A 14,740-nucleotide genomic window follows, 5' to 3' on the forward strand; every position below is an offset into this window, starting at 1 on the left:
GGCTGGACCTTGGTCTTAAATTGGGCCATATCAGAAGCAAGTTTTGCGGAGGCTCTCATGGGCATTTTGAAATCTATCCTGCGAGTTGCCACATGGTGGAACGGCTCGACGCTCAACACCCAGCTCTATACGTGGCGCAAGGGAAAACGCGTGGGCGAAGACAGCCAAGGCAATGTCTATTACACAAGCCGTGACGGCAAACGCCGTTGGGTTATGTTTAACGGCACGGTTGAGGCGAGCCGCATTGATGCGAACTGGCATGGCTGGTTGCACCACACGTTTAAAGAGACGCCGACTGATGCGCCTCTTCCACATAAGGCGTGGGAAAAGCCACATGAGCCAAACCATACAGGTACGCCTCTTGCCTATGTTCCCGAAGGGTCTTTGCGCCGCGCAGAACCGAAAGAACGCCGTGATTATGAGGCTTGGGCTCCTGAATAGGGGCGGATTGTAAATGTCTGAAAACACAACAGAAGTATTGGTTGGTGGTGCGGTTTTGGCGGCTGCTGTGGCGTTTGTGCTTTATACGGGGCAAGCCACAGGATTTGCTGGTCAGGGCGCGGGCTATCCGCTTTCGGCTTCGTTTCGATCACTTGAGGGCGTGACTGTAGGTACGGATGTGCGCCTTGCAGGTGTCAAAGTCGGCACTGTGACAGGGGTCACTCTGAACCCAGAGACGTATCGCGCAGACACGACATTGAGCGTGGTATCTGGCGTTGAGATCCCAGACGACAGCGCTGTGATTGTGAGCCAAGAGGGGCTGTTGGGCGGTAACTTTGTTGAGATCATGCCGGGCGGATCGCCATTCTTCTATGAAGAAGGCGATGAAATTCTCGATACTCAGGGATCAGTTTCGCTTATTTCATTGCTTCTCAAGTTTGTAGCTGGAGACTCGGGGGCCTCTGAATGAAGCGCTTGGGCATCGCTTTGGCGCTGTTTTTGGCGGGCTCTGCTGTCTCTGCGGAACAAGTTAGCCTTGGGTCTGGCGCGATTTTACGCGGGCTTGATAAGGTTAACGGCAAGACCAGTGATCTTGATATGGCCAATGGCACTTCTGTCGAATTTGGCCGCCTGATCGTTTCGTTGGGCGAGTGCCGCTACCCCGAAGGGAACCCGTCGGGCGACGCTTATGCATTTTTGACAATTCGCGAGACAGGTAAGCCTGATTTGATCTTCTCTGGTTGGATGGTTGCCTCATCGCCTGCGCTGAGTGCGCTGGACCATGCGCGTTATGATGTTTGGGTAACCCGCTGCAAGACGCAGTAGGGGTCCTGCTCTAAGCTCACAGAAAACAGATCGGCATGATGCGTGAGCGCTTCGGCGAGCTGTGTGCGATAGCTCGCACGACTGATTTCGAGGCCACCGAGGCTTGCGAGATGAGGCGTGAGAAACTGTGTATCAAAGAGTGTAAAACCTGCGCGCGAAAGATGATCTACGAGATGGGCGAGAGCGAGTTTGCTACCGCCTGTTGCACGGCTGAACATGCTTTCACCAAAAAAGGCGCTGCCCAGAGTGATGCCGTAAGTTCCGCCGATCAGCGCGCCATCCTGCCATATTTCGAAGGAATGGGCAAAGCCTCGGGCGTGAAGCTCTGTAAAAACGGCCTCAATCTCGGCGTTGATCCACGTGTCTTCGCGATCAGCGCAGGCCAGTATAACACCGCTAAAGTTTTGATTTATTGCAGGGGTATAGCCGCCTTTTTTCATCTGTTTCGCTAGGCTGCGTGAGATGTGAAAGCCGTTTAAAGGAAGTATGCCGCGCTCGCGCGGATCGACCCAGAAGATGTCAGGATTGTTTCGGCCCTCGGACATAGGAAAAACGCCCGAAGCATAGGCATGTAGCACAACTTCGGGCGTGAGGGTCATGCCTCGGCAAGGTTTGTTTCGAGCCAGTGCTCCAACCAGTGGATGTTGTATCCGCCTGAGAGGACGTCTTCTTCCTGCAAGAGTGCGTGAAAGAGCGGCACTGTGGTGTCGACACCATCGACGATCAGCTCGCCAAGTGCACGGTTAAGACGTGCAAGCGCTTCTGGGCGGTCGCGTCCGTGAACGATGAGCTTGCCGATGAGGCTATCGTAATAGGGTGGGATCGAATAGCCGTCGTAGAGTGCGCTATCCATGCGCACACCAAGGCCGCCTGGCGCGTGGAACTGCGTGATCTTACCCGGGCAGGGCGTGAAATTGGGCAGTTTTTCTGCGTTGATGCGCACCTCGATAGCGTGGCCGTTGATCTTCAGATCTTCTTGCGTGAAGGACATAGGCTGGCCTTCTGCAACGCGGATTTGTTCGCGTACAAGATCAACGCCAAAGATGGCTTCTGTCACGGGATGCTCGACTTGCAGGCGGGTGTTCATCTCAATGAAATAGAACTCGCCGTTTTCGTAGAGAAACTCGATCGTGCCCGCGCCGATATAGTTGATATCAGCCATGGCGTCGGCACAGACTTTGCCGATTTTGGCGCGCTCTTCAGGGGAAATTGAGGGGCCAGGCGCCTCTTCAAAAACCTTCTGGTGGCGGCGCTGGAGCGAGCAGTCGCGCTCGCCAAGGTGAACGGCGCGTCCTTTGCCATCACCAAACACCTGAATTTCGATGTGGCGGGGCGTTGTAAGGTATTTCTCTATATAGACTTCGTCATTGCCGAAATTGGATTTGCCCTCGGCGCGAGCTGTCTGGAAAGCAGAGGGCATATCTGAGGCGGTTTGCGCCACTTTCATGCCTTTGCCGCCGCCACCAGCTGTGGCTTTGATGATCACGGGGTAGCCAATCTCTTCGCCGATGCGCTGCGCATCTTCGAGCGTGGCGACGCCGCCGTCAGAGCCGGGCACAACGGGTACGCCAAGCTTGATCATGGTTTCTTTGGCGGTGATTTTGTCGCCCATGACGCGGATGTGTTCGGCTGTTGGGCCGATGAAGATCAGGTCGTGATCCTCGACGATTTGCACGAAATTGGCGTTTTCAGACAGAAAGCCATAGCCAGGATGGATCGCTTGCGCGCCTGTGATTTCACAGGCGGCAATGATCGCTGGGATGGAGAGATAGCTCTCTGTGCCAGCAGGCGGGCCGATGCAGACGCTTTCATCGGCCATGCGTACGTGCATGGCGTCTGCGTCTGCTGTGGAGTGAACGGCGACCGACTGAATGCCCATTTCGCGGCAGGCGCGAATGACCCTCAGGGCGATCTCACCGCGGTTGGCGATAAGGACTTTTTCAATCATGTCAGAGCCTTATTCGATAATCATCAGGGGTGTTCCGAACTCGACAGCATCGCCATCGGAGACCAGAATACGCTTGACCGTGCCCGATTTGGGGGCCGGAATGTGGTTCATGGTTTTCATGGCTTCCACGATCAGCAGGGTGTCGCCTTCGTTGACTTGCTGGCCGACTGAGACAAACGACGGTGCGCTTGGCTCTGGCTGAAGATAGATCGTTCCGACCATAGGCGAGTTAACAGCGCCCGGGTGGCTGGAAGGGTCTTCGGCGGGGGTAGCCGCCGCAGGGGCGGCCGCAGCAGCCGCAACAGGGGCCGCAGCCGCAACGGGAGCAGCAACATGCTGAACCACTTCTGTTTTGCGGCTCACGCGAACATTCAGGCTGTCATTGTCGCCATATTCGCGTTTTACGTTGAGTTCGGTGAGATCGTTCTCGCCGAGGATTTTCGCCAGTGCCTCGATAAAGGCCACATCGGTGTCATGAGTTCCGTCTTTTTTTGTCATCATGTCCTCAGGTATTGGCTCCGCGGTTTACGAAGCGTCAGGATTTGGGGCCTTATAGGCGAAGTGAGCGGGCGTGAAAAGCCGCATATCTGCCCGCATGTTTGAAGCTTTTGAGCCATAATGCGAGGGGAAACTGCGGCTCATAGTGGCATGCCTGAGAGTTTGGCCACCAGTTCGGCCAATTTACGGGCGCGAAACTTCTCTTGTAGGCGAGCGCGATAAACTTCGATTGTACGGTAGCTGAGGCCCAGTTCGCGGCCTATTTCCTTAGAGGTGAGACCACGGCAAGTCAAAATGGCGACTTCGCGCTCGCGCGTGGTGAGAGCGACAAGGGGGCGCTCTTGGGACAGATCAGCAAAGCTCCAGACGCCACGTTTGAAGGGCGCATCGGGCGTGAGGCTTTGGCCACGCACTCGACACCAAAAAAGCGTGCCATCACGGCGGCGCATCACGCGTTCGTCGGCGTAGCGGCCTGTGGTGCGCATCGCCTCAAGTCCGCGCGCTCCAATGCGCTCATAGTCTTCACGGCTGGGATAGAGCGCCTCAAGGGGCGCGTCTATATAGCTTTGGGGAGCCCCGCCGAATATCTCTGCAAAGAGCGCGTTGGCGGATTTTATGATGCGGTTTTCCAAGATCACCAGCCCGATGGGCGCGTGGGTAAAGGCCAGATCTGAGGGGGTATGCTGCGTCATGTCACAAGAGTGCCCGCTTTTTAGGCGCGCAGCAAGAGCACGTAGAACTACGGCATTGCGGGCGCGCTTGGCTTGGTGCTGAATGTGTTCAAGTTTGGGAGGACGACATGAACATAGCTGAGTATCTTTACCGCACGGCTGCCTTGACGCCATCGCGGGAGGCGCTGTTTTGGGGCGAGACCTGCGTCGCGGATTATGATGCATTTTTGGAACGTGCGGGGCAAGTGGCGGCGTGGCTCGTGGCGCAAGGCTCAGGCAAGGGCTCACCTGTCGCGATTTTCATGAAGAATCTGCCAGACTATCTCATTGTTCAATACGGGATATGGATGGCGGGAGCTGTGGCAGTGCCAATAAACGCGAAGCTTCACGGGCGTGAGGCTGCTTGGATTATTGACAATGCCGAGGCTGAAATTGTGTTTTGTGACACGGGCTTGGCGCTGTCGTTACTAGATGCGGGCACAGATGCAAGGCTGATGGATGTTCAGAGCGACGCTTATGAAGTGGTGCGCTCGACAGCGCCGCTTGCGCAGCCCGTGACCTGTGCGAATGATGATTTGGCGTGGCTGTTTTACACTTCGGGAACAACAGGGCGGCCCAAGGGCGTGATGATCACCCATCGGATGCTGCGTTCTATGGCGCTTTGTTACTTTGTTGATGCGGATCAGGTGCTGCCTGAAGATGCAGCGCTGTATGCGGCGCCGCTCAGTCATGGGGCTGGGATTTACAACATCATGCATGTGATGGTCGGTGCGCGCCATATCTGCCCGCTTTCAGGCGGGTTTGATGAGGCTGAAATCTTCGGATTGGCGGCTCATTTTGGGCGCGTGCATATGTTTGCTGCGCCGACAATGGTCAAGCGGATGACGCTGGCTGCCAAAGCGGCGGGTGTGAAGGGCGAGGGCTTGCGCAGTATCGTTTATGCAGGTGGCCCGATGTATAATGCCGACATCATCGAGGCGGTTGAGTATTTTGGCCCCGTTTTCTTGCAGATTTACGGGCAGGGCGAGTGTCCGATGGGCATATCTGCACTGTCTCGCCACGATGTGACGGACCGCAGCCACCCACGCTGGCGCGAGCGACTTGGCTCTGTGGGGCGCGCGCAATCTGCTGTTGAAGTCATGATCGGTGGGGCGGATGGCGTGGAACTTCCATGCGGCGAAGTCGGCGAGATCATGGTGCGCGGGGATACTGTTATGCCGGGCTATTGGAGGAACGCAGAGGCCAGCGCCAAGACGCTTGTAGACGGCTGGCTCATGACGGGAGACATGGGCAGCATGGACGCTGACGGCTATATTACGATGCATGACCGTTCCAAGGATATGATCATTACAGGGGGGAGCAATGTCTACCCCCGCGAAGTGGAAGAAGTGCTTTTGGAGCTGCCTGATGTTGAGGAGGTCAGCGTTGTGGGGCGCGCGCATCCTGAGTGGGGCGAGGATGTTGTGGCCTTTGTTGTGATGGCGAAAGGGGCGGCGCTTGATCTAGCGGCTTTGGATGCGCAATGCCTTGAAAATATTGCACGATTTAAGAGGCCCAAGGATTATTATGCACTCGATGAATTGCCTAAGAACAACTATGGCAAGGTGCTTAAGACCGAGTTGCGCAAGCGTCTGGAGGAAATGGGATGAGTGATCTCAGCGGAAAGACAGCCTTTGTGACAGGATCTGTGCAGGGGATTGGTCTTGCGATTGCCAAAGCCCTCGGCGGAGCGGGTGCGCGCGTGGCACTACACGGTTTGGCCACGGCAGAAGAGGGCGAAGCAGCTTGCGCGGCCGTAAGGGCGGCAGGAGCAGCGGATGTTCAGTTTTTCCGGGGGGATATGCGCGATGTCAGTGCAATTGATGCACTTGTAAATAATGTGCGCGCATGGGGCCCTGTTGATATTCTGGTTAACAATGCGGGTATTCAGCATACAGCGCCTTTGGCAGACATGCCGCGCGACACATGGGAGGCGATTCTGGCGATCAACCTGTCGGCGGCGTTTCACACAATGCAGGCTTTTATGCCTGATATGGCGGCACGCGGCTTTGGGCGGGTTATCAATATCGCTTCTGTCCATGGGCTTGTCGCAAGCAAGGATAAGGCGCCCTATGTGGCAGCAAAGTTTGGACTGGTGGGCTTGAGCCGAGTTGCAGCGCTAGAATATGCGAGCGCAGGAACCAAAGCGAGTGGTGGTGTGACTGTGAACTGTATTGCACCAGGCTGGACCGAGACGGCAATCATTCAGCCACAGATTGAGGCAAGGGCCGCGCATCACGGCGGGAACCGTGACGCAGGCATCGCGGAGCTTTTGGGCGAAAAGCAACCTTCGTTGCGCACCTCGGACCCAGAAGAGATTGGTGCGCTCGCGCTCTGGCTTTGTGAGCGAGTTGCCCACAATGTGACAGGCACAACCATCCCAGTGGATGGCGGCTGGACTGCGCAATAGTGGCTATTCTTTTTTCTGCTCTTCCTGAAGCTGGGCAAGCTCTTGGGAGAGACGCATCTCAATGAGATAGGCGGCTGTCGACGTACCAACGGGCAGGCTTCGGCGGGGGGGAGCAGCCTCTTTGGGCGGACTTTCCAGCATAATACGTGTCGTGCTTGTGGCCGTGCTTTGTTGTACTGCGCTTCGCAGCTCGGTCTTGGCCACGGCAGGCGCGGCACTTTGGACCTGAGATTGCGCGAGGCGCTCGCTCATTGCGGTTGCTGTTGCGCTGCGTGTTTGGGACGCGGCGCCGAGACTTTCTACCAAGGACATTTTTGGCTCCGATCATGGAGCCCCCACCACGAACAAATATCTGCCTGAAATCCTAACAGAGGGTTAAGAATGCTGGGTTGACTAAAATCCTGTCGAGTTTGGGGCGCAATCGGATTTTGAGGCACTGGTACGACGTCGGGTTTTGCTCCAAGATATTTTGAAGCAGAGATAGGGCGTCTTAAGGACTTGCTTTTTAACAAAAAAACCGCGCTGAGGCGTGGGCCTCGCGCGGTTTTACGTTCGTGTGAGCGATTTTTAGGCGCGGTTCATTCTGTTTTCGATCAGTTCTTCCACAACTGAAGGATCCGCGAGTGTCGAGATATCACCCAACGCGCCATAATCATTTTCAGCGATCTTGCGCAGAATACGGCGCATGATTTTGCCTGAACGGGTCTTTGGTAGCCCTGGTGCCCATTGGATGAGATCAGGGGAGGCGATGGGGCCGATTTCTTGACGAACCCAGTTGCGAAGCTCTTTACGAAGCTCCTCAGTAGGCTCTGCATCATTCATTAGCGTGACATAGCAATAGATGCCTTGGCCTTTGATCTCATGCGGATAACCGACCACGGCAGCTTCGGCGACGGCGGCGTGAGCGACGAGGGCGCTTTCCACTTCGGCTGTGCCCATGCGGTGGCCTGATACGTTGATGACGTCATCGACGCGGCCAGTGATCCAGTAGTCGCCATCATCGTCGCGTTTGCAGCCGTCACCAGCGAAGTAGTAGCCTTTGTAGTCAGAGAAGTAGGTCTTTTCAAAGCGCTCATGATCGCCCCAGACTGTGCGCATCTGGCCAGGCCAGCTGTCTTTCATACAGAGCACGCCTTCTGTGGGGAAGGTGTCGATCTCTTCACCAGATGTTGGCTCAAGCACGACAGGCTGGACGCCGAAGAAGGGCTTCATCGCCGCGCCTGGCTTTGTCGCGTGCGCGCCGGGCAGGGGGGTCATCATGTGGCCGCCAGTCTCGGTCTGCCACCACGTGTCAACGATGGGGCAGCGGCCGCCGCCGACGACATCATTGTACCAGTTCCAAGCTTCGGGGTTGATTGGCTCACCGACCGTGCCGAGGACTTTGAGGCTGCTGAGGTCACATTTCTCAACGAATTCATTGCCTTGTCCCATAAGGGCGCGCAGAGCCGTTGGGGCTGTGTAGAATTGGTTGACCTTGTGCTTCTCGCAAACCTGCCAGAAACGGGAGGCGTCTGGGTAGGTTGGGGTGCCTTCAAACATCAGCGTTGTTGCGCCGTTCGCAAGCGGCCCATAAACGATGTAGCTGTGGCCCGTGACCCAGCCGACATCGGCTGTGCACCAGTAGATGTCGCCATCGTGATAATCAAAGGTGATCTCTTGGGTCATAGAGGCCCATACCAGATAGCCGCCAGAACAGTGGACCACGCCTTTTGGCTGACCCGTGGAGCCTGATGTATAGAGGATGAAGAGGGGATCTTCTGCGTTCATCTCCTCGGGAGGGCAGTCGGCGGAGACTTTGGCAATTTCTTCGTGGTACCAAAAATCAAGCCCATCACGCCAAGCGACCTGATCGCCTGTGCGTTTGACGACGAGGCATTTGACGTCATCAACATCATGCAAGAGCGCTTGGTTGACGTTGTCTTTGAGCTTGGTCTTGCGGCCACCGCGAGGAGCGTGGTCCGCTGTGATCACGACTTTGGCTTGGCAGCCATTGACGCGCGCGCCGAGAGCATCAGGCGAGAAGCCCGCAAAGACGATCGAGTGGATTGCACCGATGCGTGCGCAGGCGAGCATGGCATAGGCCGCTTCTGGAATCATCGGCATGTAGATGATGACGCGGTCACCCTTGCTGACACCCATATTCTTGAGAACATTGGCCATTTTGCCAACGTGGCCGTGTAGTTCGGTATAGGTGATGTGTTGGGCAGGCTCGTTGGGATCATCTGGTTCAAAGATGATCGCTGTTTGGCTGCCGCGGGTGGCGAGGTGACGGTCGACGCAGTTTGCGGCGATATTGAGGGTTCCGTCCTCGAACCATTTGATGTCGATATTGCCCGGCTCAAAGGAGACGTTTTTCACTTTGGTGAAGGGTTTGATCCAGTCCAAACGCTTGCCGTGCTCGGCCCAGAAGGCGTCTGGGTTGTTTACGGATGCAGCATACATCTCGTCATATTTGGCGGCGTCAACGTGGGCGTTGGCGGCCATGGAAGCGGAAGGGGCGTAAGTTTTGGACATAGCGGTTTCCCATTTGTCGTTGTGTTGGGGCTCTTGGTGGCCCGCCTGTTGCGAAATGGTCTGACAGGCGGGCCGGGGAGAGGCCTTAGATGGCGAGATACTCGGCGCGCAGCTCGGCGTTCTCGAGCACTTCTGCGGCAGATCCGTCAAAGACGATTCCGCCTGTGTCAAGAATCACAGCGCGATCAGCGAGCTCTAGCGCACGTACGGCGTTTTGTTCGACGAGGATCGTTGTGATACCTTGCTCTTTGATGATGCGCAGGGTTTTTTCGATCTCGTCCACAATCACTGGCGCGAGGCCTTCATATGGCTCATCAAGCAGAAGCACCTTGATGTCGCGTGCAAGAGCGCGTGCGACGGCGAGCATCTGTTGTTCACCACCAGAGAGCGTAACACCCTCTTGTTTGCGGCGCTCTTTGAGGCGTGGGAAAAGCTCATAAAGACGATCAAGCGACCAGCCGATGGGCGGAGCAATCTGGGCAAGCTGCAGGTTTTCCTCAACCGTCAAGCCGGGAATGATGCAGCGGTCTTCTGGAACGAGGCCAATACCCGCTTGAGCCGCTTGGTAGCTTGACATGTTGTGAAGTGGCTGGTGGTCCAGCCAGATTTCACCATGTGTTACTTGCGGTGCGTCCATGCGCGCAATAGAGCGCAGGGTCGACGTTTTGCCAGCGCCGTTGCGACCGAGGAGGGCGAGAATTTCGCCTTCATGGACGTTGAAGCTGATGTTTTGAACAATATAGCTTTCGCCATAATAGCTTTCCATGCCCCAGACCGAGAGATAGGCGGGGGCGGTTTCAGCAAAGTTTTTGCCTTTGGAGAAGTCGGGCTTCACATTCATCTGAGTTCTCCTTTATGCCGCTTCGCCGAGGTACGCTTCGCGCACTTTCGGGTGGCCTTTGATGTTTTCTGGGTGATCTTCGACCAGGGGTGTGCCCTGTGCCAGAACGGTGATCCGGTCTGCCAATGAGAAGACCACGTGCATATCGTGTTCGATGATTGCGATTGTGATATCGCGCTCTTCTTTGATCTGCTTCAGAAGGTCGATGGTGTTGTTCGTGTCGGCGCGCGCCATGCCTGCTGTCGGCTCATCGAGCAACAGAAGGCGAGGCTCTTGGCTGAGGCACATTGCGATTTCGAGGCGGCGTTTGTCGCCACGAGACATCGAAGAGGCTTGCATGCCACGCTTATCGGCTAGACCCATGTCTTCGAGCATCGCCTCTGCTTTTTCGACAATGTCTTTTTCGCTCATCATGCCTTCAATTGCGTGCATGCGGAATGCACCATCACGCTTTGCAAACACTGGGATCATCATGTTTTCCATAACGGTGAGATCTGAAAAGATCTCTGGCGTCTGGAACACACGAGAGATGCCCATCTGATTGATTTCAAAAGGCTTGCGACCGAGTACCGACTGACCGTCGAACATAACGGAGCCTGTGTCGGGGATAAGTTTTCCGACAAAGACGTTGAGCAGGGTGGACTTGCCCGCGCCGTTAGGGCCGATGATCGCGTGGCAGGTGTTCTCTGCCACGCTGAGGTTTACATCGTTCAACGCTTGCAGACCACCGAAGCGCTTGCCGACGTTCTTGACTTCAAGAATTCCCATTGGAGCTTTCCTTATTCTGCAGGTGTTGATTGAGCGGTGTCTTCGGACGCGTCTTTGCGCTTGAAGAGCTTCGCGATGCGTTGTCCGCCTTCGACAAGTCCGCCTGGCAAGAAGATAACCACGAGCATGAAGATAATGCCGAGGGTCAGGTGCCAGCCTTTGCCGATGAACGGGTAGATCAGCGTAATGATGAAGTCTTCAAGCCCATCGGGCAGGAAGGCAAACCATGTGTGCAGGATGTCTGAGTTGATCTTGGAGAGGATATTCTCCATGTATTTGATCAAGCCTGCGCCAAGTACTGGGCCGATAAGTGTCCCTGCGCCGCCGAGGATTGTCATCAGAACAACTTCACCTGAGGCAGTCCAGAACATACGCTCCGGGCCCACCTGGGTATCCATCGCAACCATAAGACCGCCTGCAAGACCAGCGTACATGCCCGAGATAACAAAGGCTGCGAGCGTGTAGGGGCGGGCATTAAGGCCTGTGTAGTTCATGCGCTGTTGGTTTGATTTGACCGCGCGGAGCATGAGGCCGAAAGGCGAGCGGAAGATGCGAATAGCGAGGTAGAAGGCCACAAGCATTACGATGGCTGCGAGGTAGTAGCCCGCGTTGAACGTAAAGAGCCAGCTGCCAAGCGAGAGTTCAGCACTAGAGCTCATGTTCAGGCCAAAGATATTGGCACGAGCCTGTTCTCCGGCCTCCAGAGCGCCATCAAGGATGCGCGCATCGGCGAGCTTGAGTTGGAGACCTGTTTCACCGCCTGTGATCGGAGTGAGAACTGAATAGGCCATCGCAAAGGACATTTGTGCAAATGCGAGGGTCAGGATCGAGAAGTAGATGCCTGAGCGACGCAAGCTGACGTAGCCGACGACGAGGGCAAAGATACCTGCGATCACAACCGCCATGATCATAGCTGGGATCACATTCGTTGTGAGCAGCTTCATCATCCAGATCGCGGCGTAGGAGCCGACACCGAGGAAGGCGGCGTGTCCGAAGCTGAGGTAGCCTGTCAGGCCGAACAGGATGTTAAACCCGATTGCGAAGATCCCGAAGATCACGAAACGCTGCATCAAGTCGGGATAGCCCGCATTGAACTGGGCGAGGCCCGAGCCTTCAGGGAAGGGGTTGAGGATGAACGGTGCGAGCATTGTAAGGCACGCCACGATCAGTAGGAGATTAAAGTCTTTTTTGTCTAGTCCGAGCATGGCTTAGTCCTCCATCACGCCTTTGCGACCCATAAGGCCACGTGGACGCGTGAGTAGAATGATGATTGCGACCAGATAGATAATGATCTGGTTCAGGCCTGGGAGGTATTCGAGCACTTGTGCCATAGAGGCGATGCTTTCGAGGATACCGAGCAGGAAGCCTGCGAGCACAGCGCCGGGCAGTGAGCCCATACCGCCCACAACAACCACAACGAAGCTAAGGACAAGGAAGTCCATGCCCATGTGATAGTTAGGCGAGTTGATTGGCGCATACATAACGCCCGCAAGCCCCGCCACGGCGGCCGCTATGCCGAACATGATGGTGAAGCGTTTGTCGATGTTGATGCCGAGCAGGCCGACTGTTTCGCGGTCAGCCATACCAGCGCGCACAACCATACCGAAGGTGGTGAACTGCAGGAAGGCGAACACAGCACCGATGATCACGGCGGCGAAGGCGAAGTATACGAGGCGCCAGTAAGGGTAGATGATCGTGTTTGCCTCAAAGCCCAGCAGCGCGCCGAAGTCAAAGCTGCCTGCAAAGACCGCAGGAGCGGGTGTCGGGATCGGGTTTGCACCGTAGTAGTATTTGATCACCTCTTGCAAAACGATCGCGAGGCCGAACGTCACAAGGATTTGGTCAGCATGGGGACGCTTGTAGAAGTGCTTGATCAAGCCGCGCTCCATGGCATAGCCCACGAAGAGCATGACAGGGACCGTGAACAAGAGTGACAGTGGAACCGCCCAGTCGATTATGGCATCGCCTGTGGTCTGTCCGAACCAGTCGTAAATGTGTGGCACCTCGACTTTGAGCGGGTTGCCCAGGAAGTCTTTCTTGGTCTCGTCGATGACGGTGTGGGACCACGTGAGAATGCGTGAAAACGTGACGGCGCAAAATGCGCCGATCATGAACAATGCGCCGTGCGCAAAGTTGACAACGCCAAGCGTGCCAAAAATTAGTGTCAGGCCCAGCGCGATTAGCGCGTAGGCGGAGCCCTTGTCGAGCCCGTTCAGAATCTGCAGAACGATTGCGTCCATTGTCCCACCCCGGATGTGTTTGGAGAGCCCCTTGACGTGAGGCAGAAGGATTAGGGCGAGCCGAAGCTCGCCCTAAAATGATAGGAGCTATTAAGCGCCTGAGTTACATGTGCCGAGTGAGCCGCCAGCGAACTGGGGGTGATCAGGGGCATAAGTAACTTGATCAACAGGTGTGACTTCAACGATTTCGAGAAGGTCAAACTCTGATGTTGGGTTCTCTTTACCCTTCACGACGAGAACGTCTTTGAAGCACTGGTGATCTTCAGCACGGTAAAGTGTCTTGCCGTTGCCCATACCGTCAAACTCAAAGCCTTCAAGCGCTTCGACAACGCCACAAGGGTTGAACGTACCGGCACGCTCACAAGCATCTGCATAGAGCAGGGCTTGTACGTAGCATGTGTGAGCAGCCTGTGAGGGCGGGAAGCCATACTTTTCGCCGAAGGACTTAACGAATGCTTTTGAGCCTTCGTCTGTCAGTGACCAGTGCCAGTTTGTTGAGCCGAAGATGCCCTTAACGTTGGCGCCAGCACCCTTCGCCATCAGGCGTGAGTAGAGCGGAACGACGATTTCGAAGTTCTTGCCGTTAACTTGCTTGTCACGCAGGCCGAACTGAACCGCGTTTGTCAGCGAGTTTACCATGTTCCCGCCGTAGTGGTTCAGAACGAGAACGTCTGCGCCCGACTGGAGAACAGGTGCGATGTAGCTTGAGAAGTCTGTTTGTGTCAGCGGTGTTTTGACCGCGTTCACTGTTTCCCAGCCCATGGCTTCTGTTGACGACTTAACAGCTTCTTCTGTGGTGTAACCCCAGTTGTAGTCTGCTGTCAGGTGGTAGGCTTTACGGTCTGAGCCGTACATTTTCTGAAGTACGGGCGCGAGAGCTGCGCCTGACATGTAAGAGTTGAAGAAGTGGCGGAAGCCATTTGCCTTCTTGTCTTTACCTGTCGTGTCGTTTGAGTGCGTCAGGCCTGCCATGAAGATAACGCCTGCTTCTTGGCAGAGCGCTTGAACAGCAACAGCAACACCTGAAGACGAACCGCCTGTGATCATCACAGCGCCGTCTTTTTCAATCATTGACTTTGCAGAGGCGCGGGCCGCGTCAGACTTTGTCTGCGTGTCGCCTGTGACATATTCGACTTTCTTGCCGAGGATGCCGTTGCCTTTGAGGGCTTTCGAGCTGAACGTGTTCATCAAGCCGCCATCGCCGCCACCGTTGAGGTGTTCGACCGCAAGTTCGTAGGCGCGCAGTTCGTCGGCACCTTCGTCTGCGTATGGGCCTGACTGTGGAACGTTAAAACCAAGTGTGACTGTGCCACCCTTTGGCTCGTTCATGTAGGCAGCAGCCGATGAGGCTGTAAAGATTGTGGGCATTGCGACGCCAGCGCCGAGATAGGCACTCGTCTTAAGCACGCCACGACGTGTAAAGTTGGATGTGGACATAGATTCCTCCCGTTACGATTGATGGGGAAGAGCCTCCTCCTGCGCTCCCCCACAGGCACGTTTGTGCAAATACAATATGCATGAGCGACCGAAAATTACGCAACAAGG

The 14,740-nt window shown here is 55.7% G+C and carries 16 protein-coding genes; 5 read left to right on the top strand and 11 right to left on the bottom strand.

Translation table 11 applies throughout. The annotated features are described in order from the left end of the window. Nucleotides 1–57 precede the first annotated feature (57 nt). From DSM117340_RS05110 to DSM117340_RS05120, 3 genes are read left to right on the top strand one after another with little or no spacing between them, the layout of a single operon-like run. On the top strand, nucleotides 58–441 hold the full coding sequence (locus DSM117340_RS05110; RefSeq protein WP_089889042.1) for an NADH:ubiquinone oxidoreductase subunit NDUFA12: 384 nt from the start codon (nucleotides 58–60) through the stop codon (nucleotides 439–441). Nucleotides 442–454: 13 nt separating this feature from the next. Continuing rightward, complete coding sequence (mlaD, locus tag DSM117340_RS05115; RefSeq protein WP_089888388.1) at nucleotides 455–910, top strand: outer membrane lipid asymmetry maintenance protein MlaD; 456 nt, start codon at nucleotides 455–457, stop codon at nucleotides 908–910. Further along, nucleotides 907–1,266: a DUF2155 domain-containing protein gene (locus tag DSM117340_RS05120; protein ID WP_089888390.1), complete on the top strand. Its 360-nt coding sequence runs from the start codon at nucleotides 907–909 to the stop codon at nucleotides 1,264–1,266. The genes mlaD and DSM117340_RS05120 overlap by 4 nt, the downstream gene beginning before the upstream one ends. On the opposite strand, the gene aat is transcribed toward DSM117340_RS05120, so the two are convergent. From aat to DSM117340_RS05140, 4 genes are all read right to left on the bottom strand, one after another. After that, on the bottom strand, nucleotides 1,230–1,865 hold the full coding sequence (aat, locus tag DSM117340_RS05125) for a leucyl/phenylalanyl-tRNA--protein transferase (RefSeq protein ID WP_089888392.1): 636 nt from the start codon (nucleotides 1,863–1,865) through the stop codon (nucleotides 1,230–1,232). The two genes, DSM117340_RS05120 and aat, sit on opposite strands and share 37 nt — an antisense overlap. Beyond that, nucleotides 1,862–3,214 carry an acetyl-CoA carboxylase biotin carboxylase subunit gene (gene accC / locus DSM117340_RS05130; protein ID WP_089888394.1) on the bottom strand — a complete coding sequence of 451 codons (1,353 nt, stop codon included), beginning with the start codon at nucleotides 3,212–3,214 and terminating at the stop codon, nucleotides 1,862–1,864. Before accC ends, aat begins: the two co-directional genes overlap by 4 nt. A 9-nt stretch (nucleotides 3,215–3,223) precedes the next feature. Beyond that, nucleotides 3,224–3,712: an acetyl-CoA carboxylase biotin carboxyl carrier protein gene (accB, locus tag DSM117340_RS05135; protein ID WP_089889046.1), complete on the bottom strand. Its 489-nt coding sequence runs from the start codon at nucleotides 3,710–3,712 to the stop codon at nucleotides 3,224–3,226. Between the two features lie 140 nt (nucleotides 3,713–3,852). After that, nucleotides 3,853–4,404, bottom strand: coding sequence for a LuxR C-terminal-related transcriptional regulator (locus tag DSM117340_RS05140; RefSeq protein ID WP_089888395.1), 552 nt, complete (start codon nucleotides 4,402–4,404; stop codon nucleotides 3,853–3,855). A gap of 107 nt (nucleotides 4,405–4,511) precedes the next feature. Here DSM117340_RS05140 and DSM117340_RS05145 point away from each other — a divergent pair, with 107 nt between their 5' ends. Beyond that, on the top strand, nucleotides 4,512–6,032 hold the full coding sequence (locus DSM117340_RS05145; protein WP_089888397.1) for an AMP-binding protein: 1,521 nt from the start codon (nucleotides 4,512–4,514) through the stop codon (nucleotides 6,030–6,032). Beyond that, complete coding sequence (locus DSM117340_RS05150; protein WP_089888398.1) at nucleotides 6,029–6,832, top strand: 3-hydroxybutyrate dehydrogenase; 804 nt, start codon at nucleotides 6,029–6,031, stop codon at nucleotides 6,830–6,832. The genes DSM117340_RS05145 and DSM117340_RS05150 overlap by 4 nt, the downstream gene beginning before the upstream one ends. 3 nt (nucleotides 6,833–6,835) lie before the next feature. Here DSM117340_RS05150 and DSM117340_RS05155 read toward each other — a convergent pair whose 3' ends face one another. The 7 genes from DSM117340_RS05155 to DSM117340_RS05185 form a co-directional block, all read right to left on the bottom strand. Continuing rightward, nucleotides 6,836–7,144, bottom strand: coding sequence for a hypothetical protein (locus tag DSM117340_RS05155; RefSeq protein ID WP_089888400.1), 309 nt, complete (start codon nucleotides 7,142–7,144; stop codon nucleotides 6,836–6,838). Between the two features lie 255 nt (nucleotides 7,145–7,399). Further along, the gene (gene acs / locus DSM117340_RS05160; RefSeq protein WP_089888402.1) at nucleotides 7,400–9,346 is read right to left on the bottom strand and encodes an acetate--CoA ligase; all 1,947 of its coding nucleotides are present in this window, start codon (nucleotides 9,344–9,346) and stop codon (nucleotides 7,400–7,402) included. Nucleotides 9,347–9,431: 85 nt separating this feature from the next. Continuing rightward, entirely contained in the window at nucleotides 9,432–10,187 is a 756-nt protein-coding gene (locus DSM117340_RS05165) for an ABC transporter ATP-binding protein (protein WP_089888404.1), read from the bottom strand. Nucleotides 10,188–10,199: 12 nt separating this feature from the next. Further along, nucleotides 10,200–10,955 carry an ABC transporter ATP-binding protein gene (locus DSM117340_RS05170; protein ID WP_089888405.1) on the bottom strand — a complete coding sequence of 252 codons (756 nt, stop codon included), beginning with the start codon at nucleotides 10,953–10,955 and terminating at the stop codon, nucleotides 10,200–10,202. Between the two features lie 11 nt (nucleotides 10,956–10,966). Further along, a complete protein-coding gene (locus DSM117340_RS05175) occupies nucleotides 10,967–12,160 on the bottom strand; it encodes a branched-chain amino acid ABC transporter permease (protein WP_089888407.1) in 1,194 nt (397 codons plus the stop codon). Nucleotides 12,161–12,163: 3 nt separating this feature from the next. Further along, nucleotides 12,164–13,195: a branched-chain amino acid ABC transporter permease gene (locus tag DSM117340_RS05180; RefSeq protein ID WP_089888408.1), complete on the bottom strand. Its 1,032-nt coding sequence runs from the start codon at nucleotides 13,193–13,195 to the stop codon at nucleotides 12,164–12,166. A 90-nt stretch (nucleotides 13,196–13,285) separates the two neighbouring features. Next, a complete protein-coding gene (locus DSM117340_RS05185; protein ID WP_089888410.1) occupies nucleotides 13,286–14,632 on the bottom strand; it encodes a substrate-binding protein in 1,347 nt (448 codons plus the stop codon). Nucleotides 14,633–14,740: the final 108 nt, after the last annotated feature.

The organism is Lentibacter algarum, assembly GCF_040580765.1.
Lineage (GTDB): Bacteria > Pseudomonadota > Alphaproteobacteria > Rhodobacterales > Rhodobacteraceae > Lentibacter > Lentibacter algarum.